The following is a 23,480-nucleotide window of genomic DNA, read 5'->3' as shown; positions in this document are numbered from 1 at the left end:
GGCGGGTGGGACTGATCGACCCTTCTGCCCTAGGCTTTCCGCTCATGAGCAGTGCCGCCGCGTTCTCGTACGCTCCCTTGCTGCCGACCGGCCCTGACCAGACGGAATACCGCCTGGTCACCGACGAGGGCGTCGACGTCGTCAACGGGCCAGGGGGTCGCCGGTTCCTCACCGTGGAGCCGACCGCGCTCACCGCGCTGACCGCCGAGGCGATGCACGACATCGCGCACTACCTGCGCCCCGCGCACCTGGCCCAGCTGCGGGCGATCATCGACGATCCGGCGGCCTCGCCGAACGACCGGTTCGTCGCGCTCGACCTGCTGCGCAACGCCAACATCGCGGCCGGCGGCGTGCTGCCGATGTGCCAGGACACCGGCACCGCCATCGTGATGGGCAAGCGCGGCCGGCACGTGCTCACCGACGGCAGCGACGCCGAGGCCGTCTCGCGCGGCGTCTACCAGGCCTACACCCGGCTCAACCTGCGCTACTCGCAGCTCGCCCCGCTGACCATGTGGGAGGAGCGCAACACCGGCAGCAACCTGCCGGCCCAGGTCGAGCTCTATGCGGAGGATCCGGACGGGCAGCCCGACGCGTACAAGTTCCTCTTCATGGCCAAGGGCGGCGGCTCGGCCAACAAGTCGTACCTCTACCAGGAGACCAAGGCGCTGCTGAACCCCACGCGGATGATGCAGTTCCTGGAGGAGAAGCTGCGGCTGATCGGCACCGCCGCCTGCCCGCCGTACCACCTCGCCATCGTCATCGGCGGCACCTCCGCCGAGTACGCGCTGAAGACCGCCAAGTACGCCAGCGCCAAGTACCTCGACGCGCTGCCCACCTCCGGCTCGATGAGCGCGCACGGCTTCCGGGACCTGGAGTTGGAGGCGGAGGTGCTGGAGCTGACCCGCAACTTCGGCATCGGCGCGCAGTTCGGCGGGCGCTACTTCTGCCACGACGTGCGGGTGGTCCGGCTGCCCCGGCACGGCGCCTCGTGCCCGGTGGCGATCGCCGTCTCCTGCTCCGCCGACCGGCAGGCGGTCGCCAAGATCACCCCGTCGGGCGTGTGGCTGGAGCGGCTCGAGACCGACCCGGCGCGCTTCCTGCCCGACGTCACCGACGAGACCCTCGACGCGTCCGAGGTGGTCCGTGTCGACCTCAACCGGCCGATGGACGAGATCCGCGCCGAGCTGTCGAAGTACCCGGTGAAGACCCGGTTGTCGCTGACCGGCCCGCTCGTGGTGGCCCGCGACATCGCGCACGCCAAGATCGCGGAGCGGCTGGACGCCGGCGAGCCGATGCCGCAGTACCTGCGCGACCACGCGGTCTACTACGCCGGCCCGGCCAAGACCCCGGAGGGCTACGCGTCCGGCTCGTTCGGTCCGACCACCGCCGGTCGGATGGACGCGTACGTGGAGAAGTTCCAGGCCGCGGGCGGCTCGCAGGTCATGCTCGCCAAGGGCAACCGGTCCGCCCAGGTCACCCGCTCCTGCCAGCAGCACGGCGGCTTCTACCTCGGCTCGATCGGCGGCCCGGCCGCCCGGCTCGCGCAGGACTGCATCAAGCACGTCGAGGTCCTGGAATACGCGGAGCTGGGCATGGAGGCGGTCTGGAAGATCGAGGTCGAGGACTTCCCGGCCTTCATCGTGGTCGACGACAAGGGCAACGACTTCTTCGCCGAGGTCACCAAGCCGGTGCTGACGGTCGGTCGCCGCTGATCCACGCGTACGCGAAGGGGCGCCGGGCAGTGGCCCGGCGCCCCTCGTCGTCTTCCTACGTCAGCTCGCCCGGCTGACGTAGAACGTGCCGCTGAAGGTCTCCGACACGGTCCCGTCGCCGGTCCGCGTGTAGACGGTGACCCGGCGGATTCCGGCGGTCATGGGGGTGTAAGCCACCGACGCCGACCCGTCGGCGCCCGCCGCGACCGTCTCGGCCGGGCGGCCGTCGAGGGAGTAGACGAACTCCGTCACCCCGGGCATGCCGGCCTGGAAGACGAACGTCCCCGGCGTGCCGGCGACCGCCCCCTGGAACTTGTTGATCGGGTACTCGACCGAGCTGACCGTGGGCTTGGTCGCCAGGTGGAACCGGTAGGTGCCCTCGCCGGACGGCAGGTCGCCGGCCGTCCGGCTGCGCACGTACACGGTGGTGTAGCCCGGCTTCGCCGGCGTGATCGTGACGGTGGCCGTGCCGTCGGCGGCCGCCGGCACGGTCTGCTCCGGCCCGTCGTCGAGCCGGTACGTGTACTCGATGACGTCCTCCATGCGGGGCGCGAACGTCAGGGTGCGCGGCTGGCCGTACCCGGCCGTCGGGTTGGCGTCGGTGATCGTCGGGCTGGTGGTGCGCACCCGGAACACGTAGCTCGTGGCGGGGGAGCGGTTGCCCGCGAGGTCGATCGCCTCGACGGTGAGCGTCCTCGGCCCGTCCCGGTCCGGCGTGATGGTGACGGTCGCCGAGCTGCCCGGGACGTCGGCCGCCACGTCGGTCGCCGGCTGCCCGGATATGCTGTAGCGGAATCGCACCGTGTCGGTGTCGCCGCCGGCCGAGAAGGTGAACTGGCCCGGGATGCCGGGGCCGCCGTACCAGCCGTCGTCGGCCGGGTAGTCGGTGGAGCTGACCGTCGGCTGGGCGGGGCTGGTGGTGTCGACCGTGAACCGGCACTCCGCCGACCAGGCGGAGCTGGCGTGCTGGTCGGCCGCGCGGACCGCGAAGGCGTAGCTGCCGCCGTCGACCATCGCGTCGGCGGGCACCGTGTACTGGAAGATCGACCCGGCGGCCTTGGCCGGGGATGTCGACTCGGTCCGCCTGGTCGGATCGGTCACCGGCCACCAGGCGAAGGTGGCGGTCACCGGCTCGGCGTTCGACGGTGCCGCATCCGGGTCGGTGACCTCGGCCGAGATGGTCGGCGTGGCGGTGCCGACCACCTGGTCACCGCCGCAGGCCCGACCGGCGACGGTGAGGGCACCCGGCACGTCGGGGGCGGCGTTCGCGGTCAGCGAGATGCCCGGTATCCGCAGCCGCCGGCCGTGGTGCTTGTTCTCCTCGTGGTCCCCGGGGACCCGGATCATCAGCGTGAGCGAGTCCCGCCCGGCGTCGACCGCCTGCTGCACGGTCCGCGTGAGCGGCAGTTCGAGGTGGGCGGCCGGGCAGGGCGCGGTGGGACCGAGGTCGCCGACCTTCTCCCGTACGGTCGGCGCGTCGTCCCAGGTCGGCGCGGCCGCCGGCGAGTCCGTGCGCCACAGTTCCAGCTCGCGCGGCCGGTCGCAGTCCGCGACCGCCGACTCCCCGGTGCGCAACGTGGCGTCGATGATCTCCTTGCCCCGGTAGGGCGTCAGGTCGAACGTGAGGTAGGCCCTGGTCGTGTGCTTGACCCCGGCGGTCACCAGGGTGCCGACCGGGACGTCCGCCTCGGTGGCGGTGAAGGCCGCGCCCTGCTGCCGCGCGTCCGTGTAGCTCACGCTCGTCGGCAGGACCCAGCGGACCGGTGCGGCGGCGGCGGGCTGGGCGGTGACGACGACCGCCCCGGTGGCGGTCAGCAGCGCGGTGAGCCCCGTGGTGAGGAACCGGCGCGGAGCGCGCCGACGGCGTACGGCGGGCACGCCGGTGGAACCCCGTTGTCCGTGCAAGGTGGAAGACCCTCCGATGGAGTGCGAGTACTTCCACGATCTTAAGTGCCTGGTCCCGGTGCCGGCGCCCGACTTTCGACCGACTCCGTGCGCCGGCCGGTCCCTGCCGCGTACGCGAAGGGGGCGCCGGGCCTGCCGCCCGACGCCCCCTCGACGTTCCCGTGGTCAGCTCCAGTCGATCCAGATGCCGTAGTACGCCTCGCCGGAGACCACCCCGGTCGCCGTCCGGCTCCGGACGGTCATGTTGTGGCTGTAGGGCGAGTCCGCCGTCCACGTCACCCTGGCCGTGCCGTCCGCGCCGACCGCGACGGTGCGTTCCGGGCCGCTGTCGATGGAGTAGACGAACTCGGTGCTGCCGGCCAGTTGGCTGGTGAACACGAACTCGCCGGTCTGGCCGACCACCGCCCCGCCCTGGGGGCCGAACACGTCCGAGGTGACCAGCGGGCTCTTCGGGTCGACCCGGAACGAGTAGTACTGGGCGTCCGTGACGATCCCGCCGGCCGTCCTGGCCCGCACCTGGAGATGGACCCAGCCACCGAACCCGCTGTCGACGCTCCGTGGCGTCCACTCCACGGTGGCGGTGCCGTCGGCGCCGGCCTCGACCGTCCGCTCCGGCTCGTCCGCGAACCGGTAGACGTACGAGGTGACCCCGCTCGTGCCGGCGTGCGGCGTGAAGGTGAACGTGCCCGGGACCCCGGGCCCGCCACCGGTCAGGTTCCGCGGGTACACCTGCGAATCCACCCCGGGGGCGACGGAGGCCGCGTGGAACGCGTAGTAGGTGGATTCCGACTGCACCCCGGCTCCGGTCCGGCTGAACACCTCGAGGGTCTGATTCGACACGTCGCGCGGGGTGTAGGTGATCGTCGCGCTGCCGTCCGGGCCGGCCGCCACGGTCTGCGGGTCGCCGCCGTCGAAGCTGTAGACGTACTCGACGACGTCGTCCATCGCCGGCCGGAACACGAAGGTCCCCTCGGTGCCCGCCGGCGTACCGGGCCACCCGTTGTCCGGCCAGTTCGGGGAGGTGACGAACGGCGACGTCCGGACGTGGAAGGCGTACTGCGCGTCGCCGGAGGGCACGCCGCCGCTGGTGCGGCTGCGCACCCGCAGCGTGTTCTGGATCTCGGTGGGGGTCACCGTCACCCTGGCGACGCCGTCGGCGTCGGCCGCGACGGTGTGCTCCTCGCCGTTGAACCACCACACGTACTCGGTGACGCCCGCCATCATCGGCGAGAAGGTGATCTCCCGTGGCTGGCCCAGCCGACCCTCGGGGTTGCCGTCGGTGATCCGGGGCGCGGTGTCCCGGACCCAGAACTCGTAGCTGACCGTGGTGGACCGGTTGCCGGTGCGGTCCACGCTGTACACCTCGATCCGGTGCGGACCGGAACGCTTCGGGATGTAGGTGAAGGTGGCGCCGCCGCCGAGCCCGTCGGCGGCGACCTGCCCGGATCCGTCGTAACCCCAGTACTGGTAGCGGACGACATCGTCGGAGCCGTTGGCGCCCAGGGTGAACCGACCGGGGACGTTCGGCCCGCTGACGGACTGTTCCGGGTAGCGCGGGAAGTCCGTCGAGACGACCGTCGGCTCCGCCGGCTTGCGGGTGTCGACCGTGAACCAGCACTCCGGCGACCAGGCCGAGGTGTCCCCGTACTGGTCGGCCGCGCGGACGGCGAAGGCGTAATGTCCGCCGTCGACCAGTTGCCCCTGCGGTACGACGTACCGGAACCGGGCGGGCGCGTACATCGAGCTGGGCCACGTGTATTCGGTCCGCTCGGTGGGCCGGTCCACCGGCCACCAGGCGAAGGTCGCCGTCACCTGGTCGCCGCCGCCGGTCTCGTTGACGTCCGGGTCGGTCAGTTCGGCCTGGAGCTCGGGCGTGGTGGTGCCGACGAAGGTGGCCTCCGTGCAGGCGACGCCGCCGACGCTCAGCTTGCCGGGCGCGTCCGGAGTGGCGTTGTGCTCCAGCGCAAGGCCGAGGTTGGTGATCCGCCGCCCGTAGTGGAGGGACTCCTCCGCGTCGCCGACCCGGATCATGAGGGTCAGGGTGTCCTGCTGTCCGGTGACCGCCGTGGCGACGGTCTCGGTGATCAGCCTGGAAAGGTAGCTCCAGGGGCAGGGCGCCTCCGGCAGGCTCAGATCGGCGATCTTCGCCCGGGCGGTCGGCGCGTCCTTCCACGTCGGCGGGGTGGCGGGGGTGTCGGTCCGCCACAGTTCCAGCTGTCGTGGCTTGTCGCAGTTGTTGACCGAGTGCTCGCCGGTGATGGCGCGGGCGCTGATGATGCGCTGCCCGTGGTACCGGGTCAGGTCGAAGGTGAAGTACGCCCGGGACGTGTGCCGGTCGCCGTCCGGGTCCTTCCACGTGCCGACCGGCACGGTGCCGTCGGTGGAGGGGAACGTACCGGTGGGGCGCTCGGCGTCCGTGACGGCGACGCTGGTGGGCCGGAGGAAGGTGGAGCCGGCCGAGGCGGGCTGTGCGGTGACGGCCAACGCGCCGGTGGCGGCGAGCAGGGTGGCGAGGCCGGTGGCCAGGAGTCGGCGCGCAACGCGCCGTTGGCGTGCGGCGGGCACGCCGGTGGTACCCCCGTTGTCGTGCAAGTCGGAGTCCTCCATCGAAGAGGCAAAATTTTCGTGAGTTTAAATCGATGAGTCGACGCCGGGCGCCAGACTTTCGGCCGGGCTGGACTGGGCGATCATCTGCGAGTCCCTCGTCGAGGCGGCAGGATGGTACGCGTGACGACTCCAGAGGCGACGGGTTACCGGATCGAACGCGACTCGATGGGCGAGGTGGAGGTGCCCGCCGAGGCGCTGTGGCGGGCGCAGACCCAGCGCGCGGTGCAGAACTTCCCGATCTCCGGCCGGGGCATCGAGCCGACCCAGATCCGGGCGCTGGCCCAGATCAAGGGGGCGGCGGCCGAGGTCAACGGCGAGTTGGGCGTGATCGACGCGAACGTGGCCGCAGCCATCGCCGCCGCCGCCGCGCACGTGGCCGAGGGCGGCTACGACGACCAGTTCCCGATCGACGTGTTCCAGACCGGTTCCGGCACGTCGTCGAACATGAACACCAACGAGGTCATCGCCACGCTGGCCAGCCGGGAGCTGGGCCGGGACGTGCACCCGAACGACGACGTGAACGCCTCGCAGTCCAGCAACGACGTCTTCCCGTCCTCGATCCACCTGGCCGCCACCGAGGCGGTCGCGCGGGACCTGCTGCCCGCGCTGGCCCACCTGGCGGAGGCGCTAGAGGGCAAGGCGGCGGAGTTCGAGACCGTGGTGAAGGCCGGGCGTACGCACCTGATGGACGCCACCCCGGTCACCCTCGGACAGGAGTTCGGCGGGTACGCCGCCCAGGTCCGCTACGGCATCGAGCGGCTGGAGGGGGCGCTGCCCCGGCTGGCCGAGCTGCCGCTGGGCGGCACGGCGGTGGGCACCGGCATCAACACCCCGCTCGGCTTCGCCGCGAAGGTCATCGAGAAGCTGCGTGGCTCGACCGGGCTGCCGCTGACCGAGGCGCGCAACCACTTCGAGGCGCAGGGCGCCCGGGACGCGCTGGTGGAGACCTCCGGGCAGCTGCGTACGGTCGCCGTCGGTCTCTACAAGATCGCCAACGACATCCGCTGGATGGGCTCCGGCCCCCGCGCCGGCCTGCGCGAGCTGCGCATCCCCGACCTCCAGCCCGGCTCGTCGATCATGCCGGGCAAGGTCAACCCGGTGGTCGCCGAGGCGGTGCGGCAGGTCTGCGCCCAGGTGATCGGCAACGACGCCGCCGTCGGGTTCGCCGGCTCCCAGGGCGACTTCGAGCTGAACGTCATGCTCCCCGTGATGGGCCGCAACCTGCTGGAGTCGGTCCGCCTGCTCGCCGCGTCGAGCCGGCTCTTCGCCGACCGACTGGTGGTCGGCCTGGTCGCGGACGCCGAGGTCTGCCTGGCGTACGCGGAGGGCTCGCCGTCGATCGTCACCCCGCTCAACCGTTACCTCGGGTACGACGAGGCCGCCTCCATCGCCAAGGAGGCGCTGGCCAAGCAGGTCTCGATCCGCGAGGTGGTCGTCTCCCGGGGGCACGTCGACTCAGGCAAGCTGAGCGAGACCCAGCTCGACGAGGCACTCGACCTGCTCCGGATGACCCACCCCTGAACCTGGCCCGGCTGGACCTGGCTCGGCCTGGCCTGGCCTGGCTCGGCTCGGCTCGGCCTGAGGCTGGGCGTCGCATCACTGTCGAGCTGCCTTGTGCATGGGACCAGTTGTCCGTCTTGCGCCTTGGTGACGCGCGACGGCCGGTGTCCGCACCGGCCAGTGGCGCCAGGTCCGCCCGGTCGCACAGATGGGGCAGCTCGACAGGCATGGAAACACTTCCGGTGGGCGCCGGGGGGCGCAGTGCCGGCGGTGCGCGTGGTCGGCTCAGTTCCGGCTGGCGGTCTTGCGGGCACGGTAGGCGGTGACGGCGGCGCGGTTGCCGCAGCCCGCGTCGCAGAACCGTCGGGACCGGTTCTTCGACAGGTCGACCAGCACGTTCTCGCAGTCCGGGTGGTCGCAGATCCGCAGCCGGCGCAGCTCGCCGGTGCGTACGAGATCCGCCAGCGCCATCGCGGCCTCGACTGCCATCCGGGTCGCCAGCGGCGCGTCACGCGGCACGGCGTGGATGTGGTACGGCTCGTCGTCATGCGTGATGAGCTGGGGCAGCGCGTCGTTCTCGCGCAGCAGCCCGTTGACGATGGCGACGATCCCCTCGGTGTCGGCGTACCAGACGCGGCGCAGCCGGGGTCGGAGGTCGCGTACCGCCCGCAGTTCGTCCTCGCTGTGCTCGTGCCGCCCGCTGTAGGTGTGGGCGACGAAGAAGGCGTCCAGGGCGGCGACGTCGGGCAGGCCCTCACCGGCGCGGCCGTCGGTGTTGACCAGCGCGGCCACGGCAGTCAGGGAGCATTCCGTGTCATGGGTGAAGAGCAACTTGACTCCTGTCGTGGCGCCCGCCTAGCGTCATGAGCATAGTGGCAGTTTACTCATGACAGTGGGAGTGGATCGATGCGTCAACCACCCGCCGCCGGGCTCGGTCTCGGCCTCGCCCTGCTCTCCGCCGTCACCTTCGCCACGTCCGGCACGTTCGCCCGGTCCCTCATCGACGCCGGCTGGTCGGCCGAAGCCGCCGTGGCCGCCCGGGTCGGCGTCGCCGCGCTGGTCGTGGCGGTCCCGGCCGTGCTGTCCCTGCGCGGCAAATGGGGCGTGCTGCGCCGCAACCTCGCCGCGATCGGCGTGTTCGGGCTGCTCGGGGTCGCCACGGCACAGGTCTGCTTCTTCAACGCGGTCCGCTACCTGCCGGTCGGCGTCGCGCTGCTGCTGGAGTACCTCGGGATCGTGCTCGTGGTGGGCTGGATGTGGCTGGTCCACCGGCAGCGTCCCCGCCGGCTGACCGTCGTCGGCTCGGTGGCGGCCCTCGCCGGCCTGTTCTTCGTCCTGGACCTGACCGGCGCCGGCGGGCTCGACCCGGTGGGCGTGCTCTGGGGGCTGGGGGCGGCGGTCGGCCTCGCCGGCTACTTCGTGCTCGCCGGACGGGTCGACGAGGAGCTGCCCTCAGTGGCCATGGCCAGCGGCGGCATGGCCGTCGGGGCCGCCGTCCTGCTGCTGCTCGGCGCCGTCGGCGCGCTGCCGCTGCGGGTGTCCCTCGGCGAGGTCACCTTCGCCGGGCAGCGCACCAGTTGGCTGGTGCCGGTGATCGGCCTGTCGCTGGTCGCCGCCGTCGTCGCGTACCTCGCCGGGATCGCCGGCACCCGGATCCTCGGCGCCCGGCTGTCGTCGTTCGTCGGGCTGACCGAGGTGATGTTCGCCGTGCTGATCGCCTGGCTGGTGCTGGGCGAACTGCCCACCGTGGTGCAACTGCTCGGCGGCGCTCTGATCGTCGCCGGTGTCGCCCTGGTACGCGTCGACGAGCTGCGCGCTCCCCGTGCCGACGACCCGCGGCCGCAGGTCGCCGAGCCCGCCCTGCCGTGACTCGAACGGGCCGTCCGACGGCGCCCACCACGGATGAAAGACAGATTCGCGCCACAGCCCGACCTTGCTGTGGCGGAAAGTGCCGCGGTGTTGTCTGATGGCTGCCACGTCCCTCAACGAGAGGATCCGATGTGGTGAGCAAGCGCTTCACCGCCGGTGCCGTCGCGTCCGCGACGGCACTGGCACTTGCGGTGACCGGCATGAGCGTGCCGGCCAGCGCCGAGCCGAGCAGTGCCCGTACCTTCACCGTCGTCGCCGAGGACGGCGTCTCGGCGGACGCCGCGATCGCCGCCATCCGGTCGGCCGGCGGCACGGTGGTCTCCCGCTCCGACGACGTCGGCATGTTCCGGGTGACCAGCGACCGGGCCGACTTCGCGGCGAAGGCCACCGCCGCGACCGCGCTGATCGGCGCCACCGAGCAGAAGGCCATCGGCCGCAAGCCCAAGCTGGACCGGGTCGAGCAGGAGCACCTGCTGGCCGCCGCCGCGGCCAAGGGCGCGGGCGCCAAGCGTGGCAAGAAGATGGATCCGCTGGACGACAAGCTCTGGGGCCTGGAGATGATCCGGGCGGACCAGGCCCGCAAGGTCGAGCCGGGCGACCGCCGGGTCACCGTCGGCGTGCTGGACACCGGCGTCGACGCCAGCAACCCCGACATCGCGCCGAACTTCAACTGGGCGCTGTCCCGCAACTTCGCCCCGGACATGGTGGACGTCGACGGCCCGTGCGAGGTGGCGAGCTGCCTCGACCCGGTCGGCACCGACGACGGCGGGCACGGCACCCACGTGGCCGGCACGATCGGCGCCGCCGCCAACGGCTTCGGCCTCTCCGGCGTCGCCCCGAACATCTCCCTGGTCGAGCTCAAGGGCGGCCAGGACTCCGGCTACTTCTTCCTGGAGCCGGTGGTCAACAGCCTGCTGCACGCCGGCAAGGTCGGCCTGGATGTGGTCAACATGTCCTTCTACGTCGACCCCTGGCTCTACAACTGCACCGCCAACCCGGCCGACTCCCCGGAGGACCAGGCCGAGCAGCGGGCCACCATCAAGGCCATGAAGCGGGCGCTGAACTTCGCCCACGACCGGGGCGTCACGCTGGTCGGCGCGCTGGGCAACAACCACGAGGACCTGGGCGCCCCGCGTACCGACGTGTCGAGCCCGGACTACGGCGACACCGCGCCCTACCCCCGCGAGATCGACAACGACAGCTGCTGGGACCTGCCCACCGAGGGCCCCAACGTGATCAGCGTGTCGGCGGTCGGGCCGTCGGGCAAGAAGTCGGACTTCTCGAACTACGGCACCGAGCAGACCGCCGTGGCGGCCCCCGGCGGCTGGTTCCGTGACGGCTTCGGCACGGACACCTTCCGCACCGACGCCAACATGATCCTCTCGACGTACCCGAAGAAGGTGCTCCAGGAGGAGGGCTCGGTCGACGCGGACGGCAACATCGTCGCCGGGTTCGAGGAGACGGTCTTCAAGGAGTGCAAGGCCAACGGTGAGTGCGGGTACTACACCTACCTTCAGGGCACCTCCATGGCGGCCCCGCACGCCTCCGGCGTCGCCGCGCTGATCGTCAGCAAGCACGGCAAGAAGGAGCGGCACGGCGGCTTCGGCATGGCGCCGAAGCTGGTGGAGCAGCACCTCTACCGGACGGCGGCCGAGCACGCCTGCCCGGAGCCGCGCCTGCAGTCGTACGCCAACGAGGGCCGGGACGCCGAGTTCGACGCCTACTGCGCCGGAGGGCTGAACTTCAACGGCTTCTACGGTTACGGCATCGTCGACGCGTACGCGGCGGTGAAGACCCCGCTCAAGCCCAACGCCCGCCCGTAGGGGTGGACGGCAGGGGCCCGGCCGACTCGTTCGGCCGGGCCCCTCGCATGTCCGGCGGTGGGCGGCCGACCCGCCGGACGGTGGCGGGAGCGCCCCGGTCACTGGCGCCAGCCCCGGGCCCCGAGCGCGGCGCGAACCTCGCGCAGGACACCGGGAAAGTCCTGGCGCAGTCGCCTGCCGGTCACGGGCAGCACGAGCCAGCCGGCACCGACCAGCGTGGCGATCCGGTCGAGGTGCCCGCCGCCGGCCTCGGCGTGCTGCCCGTCCTGAGCGACGGCGACGCGGTACGCCGGCCACGCCAGGTCGGCGTGCAGCACCAGCCCGGAGGCGACCCGGACGGGGTGCCGGGCGGTGGGGCGCGGCAGCCCGGACAGCACCAGCCGCACCCGCAGCTCGGACTCGGCCGGCGACCGGGCGCCCGGATCCGCCAACCCGAACACCCAGCGCGCCCGGCGGCCGCCGGGCCGGTCGGCGTTGCGGTCGGCGACGTCGGCGAGTGCCTCGCGGCTGGTCGATCCCTGCCGGAGCAGCGAGTCGACGATGCCGACCGCACGGAGCGGTTCCAACCAGACCGCCGTCTCCCACGCCGCCGAGGTCGGGTCCGTGGCGACCGGCACGCCGGCGGTCCGCAGGTCCGCCACCCGCAGGCCGCCCGGGGACGGGCGGACCGCGGTGCGCCGGCTGCCGCCCGCGTGCTGACGGACAGCCGTGCCCAGGCTTCCAGCGCCCGGGCTGACCGGGACGTCCCGGCGGACGGCGGGCTGGCGGACCGCGGCGCCCAGGCTTCCAGCGGGCTGGCCGACCGCCGTGCCCGGACCGCAGCCCGTCCCTCGGGACCGGGCGGACGCGTACGACGGCGACGTGGCCGGGCCCGTGGAGTGCACGCGCAGGCCCCGCTGCGGGCCGAGGCGCATCGCCCTGGGGACGAGGACGTGCACGTCGTCGGCGAAGGAGGCGGCGTGCTCGACGCCGTGCAGGTAGGCCGCCGAAGGGCCGGCGACGACCGCCTCGGGCGGCAGCCGCAGGGCGGCGGCCCGGCAGGCGAGGGCGTGGTCCCGGTCCAGCCGGGCGTCGGCGTAGACGTCGTGGCGCAGGCGCAGCCAGGCCGAACTGCGCAGCTGGTGCTCGGTGACCAGTGCCTGTCGGATCGCGTCTGAGCCGCGGAAGACCTGCCAGGCCAGTACGCCGGGACGGTGCGGTGGAGGTGGCATGTGGGCAGCGTGCCCGCCGTCCGGCCCCGCCCGACAGCCCTGTGGACAACCGGGGCCACCCCGGTCAATGCCGACTGTGGACAACCGGCACGGCGGGGCGCGGATGTGGTAGAGCACCCGTCCGCGCCCGAGGACGGGCGACGGTTCGGAAAGGGCCGGTGGCTCCGAACAGGGCGGCGGCTCAGGACAGGGCGGCGGCTCAGGACAGAGTGACGGCTCAGGAGAGGGCGGTGGCGATGGCGGTGGCGGCGGTGAGGACCTGCGCGCCGACCACCTCGGCGTCCAGCGGGGCCAGCGCCACCACCCCGACGCTCGCCTCCAGGCCCGGCACGCCGAGCACCGGGGCGGCCACGCCGTACGCCCCGGATTGCAACTCCCCGGCGGTGCTCACCGGGCCGGCGGCGCCCGCCCGGCCGGCGAGGATGGCCCGCCCGGCCGCCCCGCGCTCCAGCGGGTGCCGCGCCCCCGTCCGGTACGCGACGTGGAACGACGTCCAGCTCGGCTCGACCACGACGAGCGCGACCCCCTCGCCACCCTCGACCACGGTCAGGTGGGCGGTCGCGCCGGCCTGCTCCGCGAGGCGGCGTAACGCGGGCAGCGCCCCCTCGGCGAGCAGCGGCTGGGCCCGCCGGGCCAGGTGCAGCACCCCGGCGCCGAGGCGCAGCCGGCCCTCGCCGTCGCGGCGCAGCATGCCGTGCGCGGCGAGCGCGCCGACCAGCCGGTACACCGCCGCCCGGCCGATGCCCAACCGGTTCGCCGCCTCGGTGACGGTCAGCCCGCCCGGCGCGTCGGCGACGAGGTGCAGCAGCCGCAGCCCCCGGTCCAGCGTCTGCGCCGTCTCCCCGCCCCGCGCCGTCGTATCCACGCCCAGCAGCGTACGACCCGGCTCCGGACAACCCAGGAATGCGGGGACGGCTACCCTTGTACGGTGACGCTACGCCTGTATGACACCGCCACCCGATCGGTGCGGGACTTCGTCCCGCGGGAAGCCGGCAAGGTGGGGGTCTACCTGTGTGGTCTCACCCTCCAGGCCCCGCCGCACATCGGTCACCTTCGCTCCGGCGTCAACTACGACGTGCTGCGCCGCTGGCTGCTCGCCGCCGGCTACGAGGTCACCTTCATCCGCAACGTGACCGACATCGACGACAAGATCCTGGTCAAGGCCATGGAGCGGGGTCAGCCCTTCTGGTCGATCGCGTACGCCAACGAGCTGGTCCTGGCCGAGTCCTACCGGGCGCTCAACGTGCTGCCCCCGACGTACGAGCCGCGGGCCACCGGGCACATCCCGGAGATGCACGAGCTGATCGCCAAGCTGATCGCCGACGGGCACGCCTACCCGGCCACCGACGACTCCGGCGACGTCTACTTCGACGTCTGCTCCTGGCCGGCCTACGGCTCCCTGTCGGGGCAGTCGCCGGACGCGATGCAGTCCGCCGGGGACGCGCCCGACCGGGGCAAGCGCGACCCGCGCGACTTCGCGCTGTGGAAGGGCGCCAAGCCCGACGAGCCGGCGGACGCCTACTGGCCGTCGCCGTGGGGGCGGGGCCGGCCGGGCTGGCACATCGAGTGCTCGGCGATGTGCCGGCGCTACCTCGGGGCCGAGTTCGACATCCACGGCGGCGGACTGGACCTCACCTTCCCCCACCACGAGAACGAGATCGCCCAGTCGCAGGCCGCCGGCCTGCCGTTCGCCCGCTACTGGGTGCACCACGGGCTGCTCAGCATCGGCGGCGCCAAGATGGGCAAGTCGCTCGGCAACGCCCTCGACCTGACGTACGTCGACTCGCTCGGGGTGCGCCCGGTGGAGCTGCGTTACTACTACGCCGCCGCGCACTACCGGTCCCGGATCGACTACTCGGAGGACGCGCTGCGTGAGGCCGCCGTCGCGTACCGCCGGATCGAGGGCTTCGTGCAGCGGGCCGTCGAGCGCGTCGGCGCCGGCCAGCTTGGCGAGCTGCCTGGTGCGTTCGCGGCGGCCATGGACGACGATCTGAACACCTCCGCCGCGTTCGCGGTCCTGCACGAGGTGGTCCGCGACGGCAACACCGCGCTGACCGGCGGCGACGATGTGACCGTCCGCACGGCGCTGGCCTCCGCGCGCGCCATGCTGGATATCCTCGGGGTCGACCCCCTCGACCCGGCGTGGACCGGTGGCGGCCGCACGGACGACCTGCGCGGCGTGGTGGACTCGCTGGTCGCGCTGGCCCTGGAGCAGCGCGCACAGGCCCGCGGTCGCAAGGACTGGGCCGCCGCGGACGCCGTACGCGACCAGCTCAAGCAGGCCGGCGTGGTGGTCGAGGACACCCCCCAGGGCCCCCGTTGGACTATTGGAGAGCAGGACTGATGGCCGGCAACTCGCAGCGCCGTGGCCGGCGTCTGACGCCGAAGGCGGGAGCCCCGAAGGGCTCCGGTGGCAAGAACAAGGACTCCCTCGCCGGGCGGGGCAAGACCCTGCCCGCCGACGAGCGGCCCTGGCACAAGGCCTACTCGGGCACCGAGAAGCTGCCCCAGCGCACCGCCTGGAAGCAGGACAAGGAGCGCCGGGCGGCGGCCGAGGAGGGGCGCGCCCCCAAGATCGGCCAGCCGGGCAGCAAGGACACCACCTGGGGCAAGGGCGGTGGCCGGGGCGTGCCGACCGGCGGCGGGCGCGGTACGGGCGGTCGGGGCGCCAGGCCCACCGGTCGTGGCGGCCCCCGGGTCGCGCCGGGCCGCAAGTCCAACCCGTCCAAGGACACGCCGGAGCTGCTGGTCGGGCGCAACCCGGTGCTGGAGTCACTGCGCGCCCAGGTGCCGGCGACCGCGCTCTACACCGCGCAGGGCATCGACGCCGACGACCGGATCAACGAGATCGTCCGGACGGCCGCCGACCGGGGCATCGCGATCCTGGAGGTCAGCCGGGCCGAGCTGGACCGGATGACCGGCGGCGTGCTGCACCAGGGCATCGGGCTCCAGGTGCCGGCGTTCGCGTACGAGCCCTTCGAGGACCTCGTCGCGGCGGCGCTGGAGCAGACCGCCCCGCTGCTGGTGGCGCTGGACGGGGTGACCGACCCGCGCAACCTCGGCGCGGTGATCCGGTCCGCCGCCGCCTTCGGCGCGCAGGGTGTCTTCGTACCGGAGCGGCGGGCTGCCGGGATCACCGCGACCGCCTGGCGGACCAGTGCCGGCGCGGCGGCGCGGGTGCCGGTCGCCCAGGTGACCAACCTGACCCGGTCGCTGAAGGCCTGTCAGGACGCCGGCTTCCTGGTGGTGGGCCTGGACGCCGACGGCGAGACCGACCTCTACGACCTGGAGGCCGCCGTCGGCCCGCTGGTCGTGGTCGTCGGCTCCGAGGGCCGGGGGCTCTCCCGCCTGGTCGGCGAGACCTGCGACCTGACGGTAAGCATCCCGATGGTCTCCGACGTCGAGTCGCTCAACGCCAGCGTCGCCGCGGCCGTCACCCTCGCCGAGGTGGCGCGCCGCCGGGCCGCCGAGGGCTGATCCGCAGACACGGAGAAGGGGCGGTCCGCCGATGGCGGGCCGCCCCTTCGCCTGTCCGGGGGCCTATAGCCGGAGACGACGATGGGGGCGCCCGCCGGTCGGCGGGCACCCCCATCTCGTCGTACGTCAGATGCGGTTGCCGGTGCCCGCGTTGAAGACGTGGCTGCGGCCCTCGCGCGGCTTGACGAACACGGTGTCGCCCATGTTCGGCATGGTGCGCCGGTCGGTACGGACCACGAAGCGCTCGTTGCTGCCCTCGAGCGCGGCGTGGCCGTAGATGTTGGCGTCCGAGCCGAGGTCCTCGACCAGTTCGACGACGACGGGCATGCCGCCCTCGGTCGGGCTGACCAGGTCGCAGTCCTCGGGGCGGAAGCCGACGGTCACCTTGTTGTCGCCGCCGTCGGCGCGGGCCGCCTCGACCTGCTCACGGGTGAGCGGGATCTGCAGGTCGGCGAAGGCGGCGCCCCGCTCGTTCAGCGGCACGGTCTTGATGTTCATGGCGGGGGAGCCCATGAAGCCGGCGACGAAGACGTTGGCCGGGGTGTCGTAGAGCGCCCGCGGGGTGTCCACCTGCTGGAGCTCGCCGTCGAGCATGACCGCCACCCGGTGACCCATGGTCATGGCCTCGACCTGGTCGTGGGTGACGTAGACGGTGGTGACGCCCAGCTTCGCCTGGAGCGACGCGATCTGGGTACGGGTCTGCACACGCAGCTTCGCGTCGAGGTTCGACAGCGGCTCGTCCATGAGGAAGACCTGCGGCTCGCGGACGATCGCCCGGCCCATGGCCACCCGCTGGCGCTGACCGCCGGAGAGGGCCTTCGGCTTGCGGCCGAGGTACTCCTCCAGCTGGAGTAGCGCCGCCGCCTCCTTGACCCGCCGGTCGATCTCGGCCTTCGAGGTCTTGCGCAGCTTGAGCGCGAACGCCATGTTCTCGTACACCGTCATGTGCGGGTAGAGGGCGTAGTTCTGGAAGACCATCGCGATGTCGCGGGCCTTCGGCGGCAGGTGGGTGACGTCCCGGTCGTCGATGTGGATCGAGCCCTGGTCGACGTCCTCCAGGCCGGCGAGCATGCGCAGGCTGGTGGACTTGCCGCAACCGGAGGGGCCGACCAGGACGAGGAACTCACCGTCGCCGATCTCCAGGTCGAGCTGGTTGACGGCGGGACGCTCCGTGCCCGGGTAGATCCGGGACGCCTTGGAGTAGGTGACCGTAGCCATGGTGGGGTGCTTCCTTTCACCGGCAGGAACGTGCCGGACGATCCGAGTGAAGGAGCGGCCGGCACGGGACGCGCCAGCCCACGGGCAGCCTCTCGGTGATCGAGATGTCGTCCGTGTCACTGCACGGTAAACGGCTTTCCGCCACCTGCCAAGGCGGGGCGCACGGGATGGGACGGACCGCATAGACATTCCGGTCACTCGGGCACGGGCGGACATCAATCGACCGTCAATGTCGGTCCGCCGCAGGAGGGCGGAGACGTTTCCGGTGGTCGGGGGGCCTGCCGCGGCGGAAATCCGGACGTCAGTCGCTATGCTGGCGTCGGCACCACACGCCCCTGTAGCTCAGCTGGCCAGAGCACTCGCCTTGTAAGCGAGATGTCGCCGGTTCGATCCCGGCCGGGGGCTCCAATTCCATCAGACGTTCTGTGACGGGGCGGCCGGCCCGCCCCCGCCATGCCAGATCGACCGTTGTTGACGATCGGGCACCCGCGCGTCATGGGCCGGTGATGCCAGGCCCACTGGCACCTCTGTGCGGGCCTTCCGGCCGTTTCGGCTGTCGGGTGGCGTGCCGGCGGTCCTCCACCTTCCGCAGCAGCTCCGGCGGAAGCGCACCCCGCTTTGGAACAGGCATCGGGCTACGCTGCCCACCTTTCGGCACCTGATCTTGATCAGACACCCTGGGGGCTTCTTCGGCTCGCTGACCAGGGCGCGCGGTTCGCAGGGCCAGTTCTGTCACCGTGCCGGCCACCAAGCCGTTGATGGCTGCCTTCACGATCTCCTTCGCAATCGACTCCTGCACAGCGAGAGCGGCGATCGGCGCGGCGGCGGTTGCCGCCAGGACCGCGATACCGACGGCTAGCGCGATGCCAGCGATCGGAGACGGGCCGTCCGAGCCCCGTCCTGGAGCCGGATCTGTGACGTCCCGGACGGTCCGCTCGCGGCGGGGCTGATGGTCAAGTGCCCGCTCCAGCGCCTTCAGTGTCTCGGCCTGCCGTCGCACAAGCCCAGGAGTCAGCAGGCTCAGCGCCTCGCTCCGGCCCAGTTTCCACAGGTCATCTACCGAAATCTGCCGATTCAGCAGCAGGGTCAGCCTCTCGGCGGCATTGACCAGGACGTCGTGCGCCAGTTCGTCGCGAGCCCTGAGGCACTCATCGAAATCCTCGGGTCGGACCGAGAACTTGGCGATGAATTCGAGGGCCATCGTCGCGTCATATAGTTGTTGCACAAGCCGGGTCAGACCCTCTTCATCGCCATCCATGGATGCATGGTGGCGCGTTGGCGCAAGCGGACTCCTGGTCGGACTGCGGAGGTCCCGTGGGCCGGCGCGGTGTCGCGCCGCGTGGGCCCCAGGCGGACCTATGCTGGGCGGCGTGAGCAGGGCGACGGAGGAGTCGAACCGGGCCATGCTGCGCGCCCGCGACGCCATGGACCGCGCGTACGACCAGCCGCTGGACATCCCCGCCCTGGCCCGGATCGCGTACGTCTCCGAGGCGCACTTCATCCGCACCTTCCGGGCGACCTTCGGCGAGACCCCGCACCGCTACCTCCAGCGGCGGCGGGTGGAGCGGGCCATGTACCTGCTGCTGCACACCGACCGGGACGTCACCGACGTCTGCTACGCGGTCGGCTTCGCCAGCCTGGGCACGTTCAGCCGCACGTTCCGGCAGATCGTCGGGGAGTCGCCGTCGGAGTACCGCAGGCGCAAGGCGCCCACCGCCGCCGTGCCGGTGTGCTTCACCAAGGCCTGGACCCGGCCCAGCAGCTTCGGGCAGCAGAGGTCAGTTTTGGATAAGCAGCAGGTCAGGGGAGCCCCGTAGCGTTCCGGGCATGACGATGAACGCGATCAGCCGCTCCCAGATCTACGTGCTCGACCAGGACGAGGCCCTCGACTTCTATGTCGGCAAGCTCGGCCTGGAGGTCAACACCGACCAGGACCTCGGCTTCATGCGCTGGTTGACGGTGAACCTGCCCGGCGACCCGGAGCGCGAGATCCTGCTGGAGAAGCCGGGCCCGCCGGCGCTGGACCCGGCGACCGCCGACCAGGTCCGTGAGCTGCTCACCAAGGGGGCGCTGGGCGGGTACCTCTTCATGACCACCGACGACGCGCAGAAGACGTACGAGGACCTCGTGGCCAAGGGCGTCGAGATCACCGACGAGCCGATGGAGCGCCCGTACGGGATCGACTTCGGCATCCGCGACCCGTTCGGCAACAAGATCCGCATCGGCCAGATGTTCCCCAGGGGCTGACCCTGGCGGCGGGGAGTCATGATCGGGAGGCGTGCCGCCGGTGGCACGCCTTTCGATCGCGTAGGAGGGGACGACGTGGGGACCCGCCTGCTCTACCTGGCCCGGCACGGCGAGCAGGACCGCCCGCCGGGAACCCCGTCGGGCGTCGACCCGCCGGAGACCGGCCTGTCCGACCGGGGCCGCCGGCAGGCGACCCTGCTCGGCGAGCGGCTGCGCGGCGTGCCCGTCGACGCCGTCCACCACGGCCCGCTGCGGCGCGCCGTCGAGACCGCCGAGCTGGTCGCGGCGTCGCTGCCCGGGATCGGCGTGTACGCCGCCGAGGAGGTCGGCGACCACCTGCCGCACGACACCGATCCGGCCGGCCTGCCGCCCGCGTACGCCCGGCTGTTGGCGGGTTTCTCCCCGGCGGAGCGGGCCGACGGGCCGCGGCTGACGGCGGCGGCCCTGCGGCGCTTCGCCACCGCGCCGGTGGACGGGGACCGGCGGGACCTGGTCGTCACGCACACGTTCCTGATCGCCTGGTTCGTCCGGCATGCGCTCGACGCGCCGGAGCAGCGCTGGCTGGGGTTCAACGCGCACCACTGCGGGCTGACGGTGATCCGCTACGGCCAGGGCAACCCGCCGACCCTGCTCGCGATCAACGACACCGCCCACCTGCCGCCCGAACTGCGAGGCACCGGCCTGCCGGCGGACCACCGGTTCTGACCCCGACCGACGGGCCTGTGCTCGCTCAGCCCGTGGCCCCGAGCAGGAGTTCCACGACCGCACGGGTCGCGGCCGGCGCGGCACCGTCGGCCGGGCAGTCCACGTAGCCGGTCTCCACCTCTCCGATCGTCAGCCGGTAGCTGAAGGCGTCCTGGCAGGCGGTGGGCGCCGACGGGCGGCCCGCCTCCGCGGTGAGCCCGGGGTCGACGACGAGCCGGCGCAGCCGGTCCAGGTCCGCGCCGGAGAGCCGACCCGTGCGGCGCGACCCGGCGCGGTCGACCGCGCTCCATCGTCCGTCGGGTTCCACCGTCACGGTGTCGCCGCGTCCGGCGAACCCGCCCGACCGGGTCAGCACGACGCGTGCCGTCGCGGCCGTCGGTGCGGGGGTGGGCGGCGCCACGGTCGGCGCGGACGGGCCCGCCGGGAAGCTCTTCGGCGGCGGCACCCGGGGCGGCTCGGTCGTCGCGCAGCCGGACAGGGCCGTGACCAGCAGCGCGATCTTGACGCAAGCCATCGAAACTGATCTCATTCCGCTCGGACGCGCGGCGCGACGGCGCGGTTCCCACCGGCCCCGGTTCCACCGAACGGTCAGTGTCCCGGGCGGAATCCGGATCACCTCTTCTCTTTTGGGTCGTCACATCGTTATATCTACATGCGTGACTATCCCTGTCGCGCATACCCCCGTTCAGGAGGGCACGTGAAAAGACCCATTGCCGCCGTCGGTACGGCCCTGCTCACCAGCGGCCTGCTGACCGGCGTCGCCACCCCGGCGCTCGCGGCACCCCCCACCGCCCCCGCCCCGGGCGGGCCCGCCGCCGCCGCGGCGAGCGTCCTGCGGACCAACCCCGGCGCCGTGCAGGGCACCGGCGCCGAGGCCTACCAGGTGCACAGCACCAAGGTCGACGCCAACGGCGCCGCACACACCCGCTACACCCGGACCTACCAGGGTCTGCGGGTGTACGGCGGTGACTTCGTCATCCACACGACCCCGACGGGCGGCTACGCCGGCTCCTCGGTCGGTCTGGACGCCCCGCTGACCCTGCCCACCACGGCGAAGGTCCCCGCCGCGGCGGCGAAGAAGGCCGCCCGCGCCGAGTTCTCCGGCACGCTCACCGCCGTGGGCACCCCGGAACTCTTCGTCGACGCCAGCTCCGGCAAGGGCCGGCTCGCCTGGGAGACCGTCGTCACCGGCTGGCACCCGGACGGGCAGACGCCGTCGCGGTTCCACGTCGTCACCGACGCCACCACGGGCAAGGTCGTCGGCTCGTACGACGAGATCGAGGCCGTCGCCGGCACAGGCAACAGCGTCTACTCGGGCACCGTCACCGTGGACACCACGCTCTCCGGCAGCACGTACCAGATGATCGACCCGCTGCGCGGCAACGGCTCCACGTGCGACATGAACAACGGCACGTCGACGTGCACCACGTTCACCGACGCCGACAACACCTGGGGCACCGGCGCCGCCTCCAACCGGCAGTCCGCCGCCGTGGACGCGCACCACGGCGCCGCCAAGACCTTCGACTACTTCAAGAACGTGCACGGCCGTAACGGCATCTTCGGCGACGGCCGGGGCGTGCCGAGCCGGGTGCACTACGGCAACAACTACGTCAACGCCTTCTGGGACGGCTCCCGGATGACCTACGGCGACGGCAGCGGCAACTCCCGGCCGCTGGTCTCCATCGACGTGGCCGCCCACGAGATGAGCCACGGCGTGACCGAGAACGTCGTCCCCGGCGGCCTGACCTACTCCGGCGAGTCCGGCGGCCTCAACGAGGCCACCAGCGACATCTTCGGCAACATGGTCGAGTTCTACGCCAACAGCTCCGCCGACCCGGGCGACTACCAGGTCGGTGAGAAGATCAACATCAACGGCAACGGTACGCCGCTGCGCTACATGTACAACCCGTCCCTGGACGGTTCGAGCGACAGCTGCTGGTCCACCGCGACCAGGAGCAAGGACGTGCACTACTCGTCCGGTGTCGCCAACCACTTCTTCTTCAACCTTGCCGAGGGCACCGGGGCCACCTCGTACGGCACCTCGCCGGTCTGCGGCTCCGCCCCGGCGGTGACCGGCATCGGCCGCGCCAAGGCCGAGAAGATCTGGTGGCGGGCGCTGGACGCGTACTTCACCTCCAACACCTCGTACGTCAACACCAGCAACCCGGCCAACACCGCCCGGGCGTACAGCCTGCGCGCCGCGACCGACCTGTACGGCAGCTGCTCCACCGAGTACAAGACCGTCCAGGCGGCCTGGACCGCGGTGAACGTGGCCGGCAACGACGCGCCGTGCTCGACCGGCAACGACTTCTCGGTCTCGCTCTCGCCGACCTCCGGCGCGGTGAACCCGGGCGGCTCGGTCTCCACCACCGTGGCAACGGCCACCACCAGCGGCTCGGCGCAGACCGTGACGCTGTCGGCGTCCGGTCTGCCGAGCGGGGCGACCGCCTCGTTCAGCCCGGCCTCGGTGACCTCGGGCGGCTCGTCGACCCTCACCGTCGCCACCACGGCCGCCACGGCGCCCGGCACCTACACGGTCACCGTGAACGGCGCCGGCTCGGTCACCCGCAGCGCCACCTACACGCTGACCGTCAACGGCACCGGCGGCGGCTGCACCAGCCCGGGTCAGAAGCTCGCCAACGCGGGCTTCGAGTCCGGGGTCACCACCTGGACGCAGACCTCCGGCGTGATCGGCCAGCACGGCACCTCGCAGCCGGCCCGCACCGGCACGTGGAGCGCGTGGCTGAACGGGTACGGGACCACCCGCACCGACACGCTCGCCCAGTCGGTGAGCCTGCCGGCCGGGTGCACGTCGTACAACTTCAGCTTCTGGCTGCACATCGACTCGGCGGAGACCACCAGCAGCACCGCGTACGACACGCTGCGGGTGCAGGTGCTCAACTCCTCCGGGACGGTGCTGGCGACCCTCGCCACGTACTCGAACCTGAACAAGGCCGCGGGCTACAGCCAGAAGTCGTTCTCGCTGGCCGCGTACAAGGGGCAGACCGTGACCCTGAAGTTCACCGGCGTCGAGGACTCGTCGCTCCAGACGTCCTTCGTCGTGGACGACACCGCGCTGAACGTCTCCTGACGTAGCCGTACCGTCGCCGGCCCGGCGACCACCCCGCCAGGGTGGTCGCCGGGCCGGCGCCGTTATGGTCGCCGCACGCGTCGCCGCTCCCGGCGGCCGGGCGGTACGTCGAAGG

At 72.2% G+C, this 23,480-nt stretch carries 18 protein-coding genes and 1 tRNA gene; 11 read left to right on the top strand and 8 right to left on the bottom strand.

The genetic code is table 11. The annotated features are described in order from the left end of the window. Positions 1-44 precede the first annotated feature (44 nt). On the top strand, positions 45-1,712 hold the full coding sequence (locus ACGFNF_RS09280) for a fumarate hydratase (protein ID WP_132239915.1): 1,668 nt from the start codon (positions 45-47) through the stop codon (positions 1,710-1,712). Positions 1,713-1,772: 60 nt separating this feature from the next. Here ACGFNF_RS09280 and ACGFNF_RS09275 read toward each other — a convergent pair whose 3' ends face one another. Both ACGFNF_RS09275 and ACGFNF_RS09270 read right to left on the bottom strand, forming a co-directional pair. Beyond that, a complete protein-coding gene (locus ACGFNF_RS09275) occupies positions 1,773-3,590 on the bottom strand; it encodes a hypothetical protein (RefSeq protein ID WP_393166799.1) in 1,818 nt (605 codons plus the stop codon). A 192-nt stretch (positions 3,591-3,782) separates the two neighbouring features. Then, positions 3,783-6,182: a hypothetical protein gene (locus ACGFNF_RS09270; RefSeq protein WP_393166797.1), complete on the bottom strand. Its 2,400-nt coding sequence runs from the start codon at positions 6,180-6,182 to the stop codon at positions 3,783-3,785. Between the two features lie 153 nt (positions 6,183-6,335). Between ACGFNF_RS09270 and ACGFNF_RS09265 the strand changes: the two genes are divergently transcribed. Beyond that, the gene (locus ACGFNF_RS09265; RefSeq protein ID WP_357578614.1) at positions 6,336-7,745 is read left to right on the top strand and encodes a class II fumarate hydratase; all 1,410 of its coding nucleotides are present in this window, start codon (positions 6,336-6,338) and stop codon (positions 7,743-7,745) included. Between the two features lie 264 nt (positions 7,746-8,009). Here ACGFNF_RS09265 and ACGFNF_RS09260 read toward each other — a convergent pair whose 3' ends face one another. Beyond that, positions 8,010-8,555, bottom strand: coding sequence for a CGNR zinc finger domain-containing protein (locus tag ACGFNF_RS09260; RefSeq protein WP_357578613.1), 546 nt, complete (start codon positions 8,553-8,555; stop codon positions 8,010-8,012). Between the two features lie 75 nt (positions 8,556-8,630). On the opposite strand from ACGFNF_RS09260, the gene ACGFNF_RS09255 reads away from it, so the two are divergent. Both ACGFNF_RS09255 and ACGFNF_RS09250 read left to right on the top strand, forming a co-directional pair. Then, positions 8,631-9,593, top strand: a complete 963-nt coding sequence (locus ACGFNF_RS09255; RefSeq protein ID WP_357578612.1) for an EamA family transporter — start codon at positions 8,631-8,633, stop codon at positions 9,591-9,593. 134 nt (positions 9,594-9,727) lie between these two features. After that, entirely contained in the window at positions 9,728-11,416 is a 1,689-nt protein-coding gene (locus ACGFNF_RS09250; RefSeq protein WP_357578611.1) for a S8 family serine peptidase, read from the top strand. 98 nt (positions 11,417-11,514) lie between these two features. Here ACGFNF_RS09250 and ACGFNF_RS09245 read toward each other — a convergent pair whose 3' ends face one another. Beyond that, positions 11,515-12,627 (bottom strand): hypothetical protein, encoded by a 1,113-nt coding sequence (locus ACGFNF_RS09245; protein ID WP_357578610.1) that lies wholly within the window; start codon positions 12,625-12,627, stop codon positions 11,515-11,517. A gap of 217 nt (positions 12,628-12,844) precedes the next feature. Then, the gene (locus ACGFNF_RS09240; protein WP_393166794.1) at positions 12,845-13,492 is read right to left on the bottom strand and encodes an IclR family transcriptional regulator; all 648 of its coding nucleotides are present in this window, start codon (positions 13,490-13,492) and stop codon (positions 12,845-12,847) included. A 63-nt stretch (positions 13,493-13,555) separates the two neighbouring features. On the opposite strand from ACGFNF_RS09240, the gene cysS reads away from it, so the two are divergent. Continuing rightward, complete coding sequence (gene cysS / locus ACGFNF_RS09235) at positions 13,556-14,971, top strand: cysteine--tRNA ligase (protein WP_357578608.1); 1,416 nt, start codon at positions 13,556-13,558, stop codon at positions 14,969-14,971. Next, on the top strand, positions 14,971-16,104 hold the full coding sequence (gene rlmB, locus ACGFNF_RS09230) for a 23S rRNA (guanosine(2251)-2'-O)-methyltransferase RlmB (protein ID WP_151455305.1): 1,134 nt from the start codon (positions 14,971-14,973) through the stop codon (positions 16,102-16,104). Before cysS ends, rlmB begins: the two co-directional genes overlap by 1 nt. Before the next feature lie 126 nt (positions 16,105-16,230). On the opposite strand, the gene ACGFNF_RS09225 is transcribed toward rlmB, so the two are convergent. After that, complete coding sequence (locus tag ACGFNF_RS09225) at positions 16,231-17,322, bottom strand: sn-glycerol-3-phosphate ABC transporter ATP-binding protein UgpC (protein WP_357578607.1); 1,092 nt, start codon at positions 17,320-17,322, stop codon at positions 16,231-16,233. A 331-nt stretch (positions 17,323-17,653) separates the two neighbouring features. On the opposite strand from ACGFNF_RS09225, the gene ACGFNF_RS09220 reads away from it, so the two are divergent. Further along, positions 17,654-17,730: transfer RNA gene (locus tag ACGFNF_RS09220), tRNA-Thr, on the top strand. Positions 17,731-17,815: 85 nt separating this feature from the next. Here ACGFNF_RS09220 and ACGFNF_RS09215 read toward each other — a convergent pair. Continuing rightward, complete coding sequence (locus tag ACGFNF_RS09215; protein ID WP_393166792.1) at positions 17,816-18,580, bottom strand: hypothetical protein; 765 nt, start codon at positions 18,578-18,580, stop codon at positions 17,816-17,818. Positions 18,581-18,680: 100 nt separating this feature from the next. Between ACGFNF_RS09215 and ACGFNF_RS09210 the strand changes: the two genes are divergently transcribed. The 3 genes from ACGFNF_RS09210 (at position 18,681) to ACGFNF_RS09200 (ending at position 20,274) form a co-directional block, all read left to right on the top strand. Continuing rightward, a complete protein-coding gene (locus ACGFNF_RS09210) occupies positions 18,681-19,139 on the top strand; it encodes a helix-turn-helix domain-containing protein (RefSeq protein ID WP_393166789.1) in 459 nt (152 codons plus the stop codon). A 10-nt stretch (positions 19,140-19,149) separates the two neighbouring features. After that, positions 19,150-19,569 carry a VOC family protein gene (locus ACGFNF_RS09205; protein ID WP_393166786.1) on the top strand — a complete coding sequence of 140 codons (420 nt, stop codon included), beginning with the start codon at positions 19,150-19,152 and terminating at the stop codon, positions 19,567-19,569. 75 nt (positions 19,570-19,644) lie between these two features. Continuing rightward, a complete protein-coding gene (locus ACGFNF_RS09200) occupies positions 19,645-20,274 on the top strand; it encodes a histidine phosphatase family protein (protein WP_393166784.1) in 630 nt (209 codons plus the stop codon). A gap of 25 nt (positions 20,275-20,299) precedes the next feature. On the opposite strand, the gene ACGFNF_RS09195 is transcribed toward ACGFNF_RS09200, so the two are convergent. Next, positions 20,300-20,788 carry a hypothetical protein gene (locus tag ACGFNF_RS09195; RefSeq protein ID WP_393166782.1) on the bottom strand — a complete coding sequence of 163 codons (489 nt, stop codon included), beginning with the start codon at positions 20,786-20,788 and terminating at the stop codon, positions 20,300-20,302. Between the two features lie 183 nt (positions 20,789-20,971). Here ACGFNF_RS09195 and ACGFNF_RS09190 point away from each other — a divergent pair, with 183 nt between their 5' ends. Then, a complete protein-coding gene (locus ACGFNF_RS09190; protein ID WP_393166780.1) occupies positions 20,972-23,365 on the top strand; it encodes a M4 family metallopeptidase in 2,394 nt (797 codons plus the stop codon). Positions 23,366-23,480: the final 115 nt, after the last annotated feature.

This window comes from Micromonospora sp. NPDC048868 (assembly GCF_043198195.1).
Taxonomy (GTDB): Bacteria; Actinomycetota; Actinomycetes; order Mycobacteriales; family Micromonosporaceae; genus Micromonospora; species Micromonospora reichwaldensis.
The sequence above is the reverse complement of the archived record's forward strand: the minus strand, read 5'-3'. Positions and strand labels throughout refer to the sequence as shown.